The organism is Commensalibacter sp. A3DC (assembly GCF_047307945.1).
Classification (GTDB): Bacteria; Pseudomonadota; Alphaproteobacteria; order Acetobacterales; family Acetobacteraceae; genus Commensalibacter; species Commensalibacter melissae.
Window position 1 is genome coordinate 1 of the sequence record NZ_JAXOQA010000084.1, and the last position, 5,714, is coordinate 5,714.

Here is a 5,714-nt window from a genome sequence, read left to right on the forward strand (position 1 = left end):
TCATAATGTTTGATTATGGTTGGGTTAGGGAGATCATATCGTGTTGCGATTAATTATCGTTGTACCATTCCTGGTACTTTTAATTATCTTTTTCTTGTTAAATATGACGCCTGTGCCAATGAATTTCTTTTCTGCTAATTGGCAAAGTTCTGTTGGAATGATTGTATTGCTGGCTGGAATCATTTCTTTTGCGATAGGAGCTTTAACAGTTTTCACCTCCTTGGTCAGTCAATGGAAAAGAGCCAGAAAGGCAGAACAGAAGATACGTGATTTGGAAACACAGTTAAATGAATTGCGGGCCCAGTATATAGCCCTGACTCAACAGAATACAACGCAGCAGGGAACAGGACAGAATGGGGCCCCAGTTCCAACAGCAACGTCTGCCTTTTCCCCTGCCGGGGTTGAACCTTCGCAACAGAATTCAGAAGAATAGATTTATTTCCACATATTATAATAAATAATTGATAGATCACTTAAGAAAAATAATGACAAAAACCGGCTTGATTCTTGCGATTGACACAAAAGATTATGATTTGGCTGAGCAATGGGCTCAAATTGCTGATTTAACAGGGCAAATGATTAAAATAGGTATGGAGTTTACCTACGCTTGCGGATTTGATGCGGTAAGGAAACTGGCTAGGGGTCGGCAAGTTTTTCTTGATCTGAAACTGCATGATATTCCCAATACCGTTGCATCCGCAATTGCCAGTTTGGTTTCTGTAAAACCAGCCATGTTGACTATTCATACGTTGGGCGGAAAAGACATGATTAAAGCCGCACGTAAGGCAATAGATGTCAATTTTCCTGATAATCAGAAACCGTTATTACTTGGGGTTACGGTTCTGACCAGTATGGATCAGGAGAATTTAAATAGTGTAAATCTTCATACGACACCTCTTGAACAAGTAATGAAACTGGCAGGAATGGCTTTGGACGCTGGTGTCGATGGTCTTGTTTGTTCATCTGAGGAAGTTGCAACTTTGCGTAAGATTTATGGAGATAAAGTTGTATTGGTGGTGCCGGGAATAAGGTTGGAAAATGCCAAAACAGATGATCAAAAGCGAATCATGACACCCGCGTTGGCACATAAGGCGGGTGCAAATTGGATTGTAGTGGGTCGGCCAATAACACAGTCAGCTAATCCACAACAGGTTGCTGAGGAAATCATTTGTCAGTTACAAGATTAATTTTATGGTTTCTATCAAGATATGTGGTGTAAGAGAAACGGCGACTTGTGATTTATTGTTAAAATTACGGGTCAATTGGGTGGGATTGGTTTTTTATCCAGCATCTCCGCGTTTTTTATCTGTTACCCAAGCGAGACAGTTGCCTGATTATGGTAAGGAAGGTCTGTTAAGGGTTGGTTTGTTTGTTAGGCCAAAATTAGATGATATAAAAAGAATTCTTGACAAGGTTCGGCTGGATATTCTGCAACTTTATTGTTCTGACAAGCAGGCGGCAATTATTCGAGAGGAAATCGGTCTGCCAGTTTGGTTGGCAAAGGGGGTTAAAACGCGTGATGATTTGCTTGAACCTTGCCAGGTTGATGGAATAGTGATTGAGGCGCCATTTTATGAATCGGATACAAGACCGGGCGGTAATGGACGCAAGTTTGATTGGTCCCTGACTAAAAACTGGAATCCGGCAAAGCCATGGTTGCTGGCAGGTGGATTAACGCCCGATAATGTGCAAGAAGCCATTCAGCAGTCAGGTGCAGAGGCAATTGATGTCTCATCAGGGGTTGAATCTGTATTGGGGAAAAAGGATCCAATCCTAATTCAACATTTTGTAAAAAATGCCAGACAAGAATATAATTGCGAATAATTATTATTGAACCTGAAATGCCCATTATGGGATTATTTCAAGAGAGTGTGTATCCTTCCTCTTCAATCGCTTTTTTGAGTTCATTCTCATTGACCGAACCGGTGATTTTTAATGTTCCGGTTTTCAAGTCGACATTGGCCTCCTGAACATCTGGAAGGGCTTCAACGGCTTCTTTTACAGCGTGGACACAATGTTGACATGTCATTCCTTCGACATGATATATTTTCATGATGAAAATCCTATTTAGTTAATGACTATGAAAGTTGATTATTATAGCATGTTTTATATTTTATACTAATTCTTATTTGCATACCGATAAAGTGTAGGATTGGTCGATCATGTCTGCAGCATTGGAAAATAAAGAAATTGATTTTGTAATTCGTGGAATGACATGTGCATCTTGTGTCAGACGTGTTGAGAAAGTCATTAAGCGTGTTGCAGGAGTTGAAGATGTCAATGTGAATCTGACATTGGAACAGGCCAGGGTAATTCCTAAACCAGCTATCCAACAACAAAATTTAATTGCTGAGATTGAGACGGCTGTCACAAAGGCTGGTTATCATGCGGAATGGCTTGATCCCGGTCATGCAGCTATCAACCTGAATGGGGATCGTGATGAAAAGGATTTATATCATTGGATTATCGCGGCCTTATTTTCCGCACCATTATTGGGTTCAATGATTGCTGGCGGTTTCAACCATCATTGGATGCTTCCAGGCTGGGTTCAGTTTTTATTGGCAACTCCTGTGCAATTCTGGTTGGGAAAACCATTTTATATTGCTGCTTATCGTGCGGTAAAATCAGGAAATGGAAATATGGATTTGCTGGTGATACTTGGTTCAGGTACCGCCTGGATTCTGAGCACATGTTTATTGCTTTCCTGGTTGTTGGGTTATTGCAAGGTTGAGCCTGATCTTTATTATGAAAGCGCCTCATTGATTATAACCTTTATTTTACTGGGACACTGGTTGGAAAAGCGGGCAAGATATAAAGCCGCTGATTCAATTAGGGCATTACAGGCTCTGCGTCCTGATACAGCTTGTAAACTTGTTGATGACAAAGAAATATCAGTTCCCCTCGATCAATTAATGGTTGGTGATCAGGTTGTTGTTCGTCCAGGTGAAACAATTCCTTGTGATGGTGTGGTCATACAGGGTGAAAGTGCGGTTGATGAGTCGATGCTGACTGGGGAAAGCCTGCCAATCGAGAAAAAAATTGGGGATAAAGTTACTGGTGGTTCATTAAATGATAATGGGCGTTTATCAATTAAGGTTGAAAAAACCGGGAGACAGACAAGATTGTCCGCTATTATCCAATTGGTTGAAAATGCACAAGCCTCCAAGGCGCCAATCCAAAAAATGGTGGATCGGATAAGCAGTATTTTTGTACCTGTTGTTATTATTCTAGCATTATTAACCTTTCTGGGTTGGTGGTTGATAAACGGTCTTTTTGTAATAGGGTTAATGCATGCCGCTGCCGTATTGGTGATTGCCTGTCCTTGTGCATTGGGTTTGGCAACGCCGACAGCTTTAGCCACTGGATGCGGGGCAGCAGCTCGTTCTGGTATTTTAATTCGTGATGCTGAAACTTTAGAGAGAGCGGTGCATGTCAAAAAGGTGGCATTTGATAAAACAGGAACCTTAACAGAAGGAAAACTGTCAGTCGTTTCAATTGTTTCCTTATCCGATTTTTCAAAAAAAGAAATTCTCTATCATGCAGCCAGTTTGTCTTTATCAAGCGAACATCCCTTGGCAAAGGCACTGCTATCTGAAGCCTCCTCTTATACTATTTCTTTAAAACAACCAGAAGAATTCCGGGTTATAAAAGAACAGGGACGTGGTGTCATGGGAAAGATAAAAGAACGGGTTTTCTTATTGGGCAATCAGCGGATGGTTGAATCGCATGGGTGTAAAATTCCTGATGTGCCGTCAGAAATTCGATCATCAACTTTATCCTGGCTTCTTGAGAAGATGCAAGATTCCTATCGTTTATTGGGTATTGTAGCTTTTGAGGATCATGTACGGTCTGGTTCGGTAGAGGCGGTTCGACGATTGAAAGAGCATTCAATCCAATCAATTATGTTGACGGGGGATAATGAAGCTGTCGCCAAAAAAATTGGTAATATATTGAGAATAGATGACGTTAAAGCGAATCTGACACCAGAAGATAAACAACAGTTTATCAAGAAACATGGTTCAAAGGGTATCGATCATCAGTCAATTGCCATGGTTGGAGATGGAATAAATGATGCTCCGGCCTTGGCAGAGGCGGATCTTGCCATTGCAATGGGCGAGGGAACGGATGTGGCGGCCGAGGTGGCTGGGATCGTATTGATGCGGAATAATCCTGAATTGGTCGCTGATACGTTGGATATTGCCAAAAGAACTCGTCAGCGTATCAAGGAAGGGTTGTTTTGGGCGTTTATCTATAATATTACCGGTATTCCTTTGGCAATGCTCGGATTTTTAAATCCGGCTATTGCAGGGGGAGCCATGGCTTTAAGTAGCGTATGTGTTGTTATGAACGCTTTAAGGTTATTACGCTGGAAAGCAAGAATCTAGATAAGATTTCCAAAATTCAAAATCTTAATTCTTATAGTAGTGTTGTTAATTTAGGATATGGCCCGGTTTTGCTGGTTGGCAATTTGCAGTCCTAATTTGTTGAATAAGGTCAAATCACTGCTTTTTTCTGGATTGGGACAGGTTAGCAAACGTTCACCCAGAAAAATAGAATTGACTCCAGCCAGATAGCACAAGGTCTGCATTTCATTACTCATCTCCGTTCTGCCGGCTGCCAATCGGACATAGCTTTCAGGCATCGTGATTCGGGCGACAGCAATTGTACGAATAAAATCAATGGGATCTATGGGGTCTGCGTTACCCAAAGGTGTTCCTTTGACGCGGATAAGCATATTGATAGGCACGCTTTCCGGATGTCTGGGTAAATTGGCAAGGGTTGCAATCATGCTGACACGGTCTGCTTCATCTTCATTCATTCCGAGAATACCCCCACAACATACTTTGATACCGGCATCACGAACAAAAGCGAGGGTATCCAGACGATCCTGATATGTACGGGTTGAGATGATCTTTTCATAATGTTCTTCAGAAGTATCAAGATTATGATTATAATAATCCAGCCCAGCGTTTTTAAGTTTTTCAGTTTGTTCCAGATTAAGCATTCCTAAGGTTACGCATGTTTCCAGCCCAAGATTTTTAATGCCTTCTATCATAGCACAAACGGTCTCGAGATCGTGATCTTTCGGGGAACGCCAGGCGGCACCCATACAAAAACGTGTCGCACCTTCCGCTTTGGCAGCTCGTGCTTTTTCAAGCACTTTTTCAACGGACATGAGACGGTCTGCCTTAATTTTTTCTTCATGTTTTGCACTTTGTGGACAATAAGCACAGTCTTCGGGACATCCTCCACTTTTGATCGAGAGCAAGGTTGAAACCTGAATTTGTGTTGGATCGAAATTTAATCGGTGGGCAGTTTGTGCTTGGTAAATAAGCTCGGGCAACGGGAGCTGAAACAAAGAAGCAATTTCCTCCTTGGTCCAGTCGTGACGAATCGGAAAATTATTAAAAATCGTTGTTGAGAAATCTCTTTTAAGCGGCATATATAAGTCCTTAATTTATCATAAATAATTTTACGAGATTACTGAAAATTGGTTTTAAGTATTATTTTTGTATCGTAGAAGTTGTAGGCAAGGTTTATCAACAAATTGATAAATTATATATGCAGATGTTAATATGCAAAATATATAAATGACGATATTAATTCCTTTTGTGGTATGTAAATGAAAATATTTTGAACAGATATTTATCCAAATAGGATGAATTAGGTAAATAGAATATGAAATATCTCCTAAAAATTTTGCAAAATTATTA

At 40.7% G+C, this 5,714-nt stretch carries 6 protein-coding genes; 4 read left to right on the forward strand and 2 right to left on the reverse strand.

Going from position 1 to position 5,714, the window contains the following annotated elements:
• The first annotated feature begins 40 nt into the window (after positions 1-40).
• The 3 genes from U0839_RS08150 to U0839_RS08160 are packed head-to-tail and all read left to right on the forward strand — an operon-like array spanning position 41 to position 1,824.
• A complete protein-coding gene (locus U0839_RS08150) occupies positions 41-433 on the forward strand; it encodes a LapA family protein (protein ID WP_155565992.1) in 393 nt (130 codons plus the stop codon).
• Positions 434-485: 52 nt separating this feature from the next.
• Positions 486-1,187, forward strand: coding sequence for an orotidine-5'-phosphate decarboxylase (pyrF, locus tag U0839_RS08155; RefSeq protein WP_155565991.1), 702 nt, complete (start codon positions 486-488; stop codon positions 1,185-1,187).
• A 4-nt stretch (positions 1,188-1,191) separates the two neighbouring features.
• Entirely contained in the window at positions 1,192-1,824 is a 633-nt protein-coding gene (locus U0839_RS08160; protein WP_155565990.1) for a phosphoribosylanthranilate isomerase, read from the forward strand.
• Positions 1,825-1,861: 37 nt separating this feature from the next.
• On the opposite strand, the gene U0839_RS08165 is transcribed toward U0839_RS08160, so the two are convergent.
• Positions 1,862-2,053: a heavy-metal-associated domain-containing protein gene (locus U0839_RS08165; RefSeq protein ID WP_155565989.1), complete on the reverse strand. Its 192-nt coding sequence runs from the start codon at positions 2,051-2,053 to the stop codon at positions 1,862-1,864.
• Between the two features lie 109 nt (positions 2,054-2,162).
• Here U0839_RS08165 and U0839_RS08170 point away from each other — a divergent pair, with 109 nt between their 5' ends.
• Positions 2,163-4,385, forward strand: coding sequence for a heavy metal translocating P-type ATPase (locus tag U0839_RS08170; RefSeq protein ID WP_155565988.1), 2,223 nt, complete (start codon positions 2,163-2,165; stop codon positions 4,383-4,385).
• A gap of 50 nt (positions 4,386-4,435) precedes the next feature.
• Here U0839_RS08170 and bioB read toward each other — a convergent pair whose 3' ends face one another.
• On the reverse strand, positions 4,436-5,443 hold the full coding sequence (gene bioB, locus U0839_RS08175) for a biotin synthase BioB (protein WP_155565987.1): 1,008 nt from the start codon (positions 5,441-5,443) through the stop codon (positions 4,436-4,438).
• Positions 5,444-5,714: the final 271 nt, after the last annotated feature.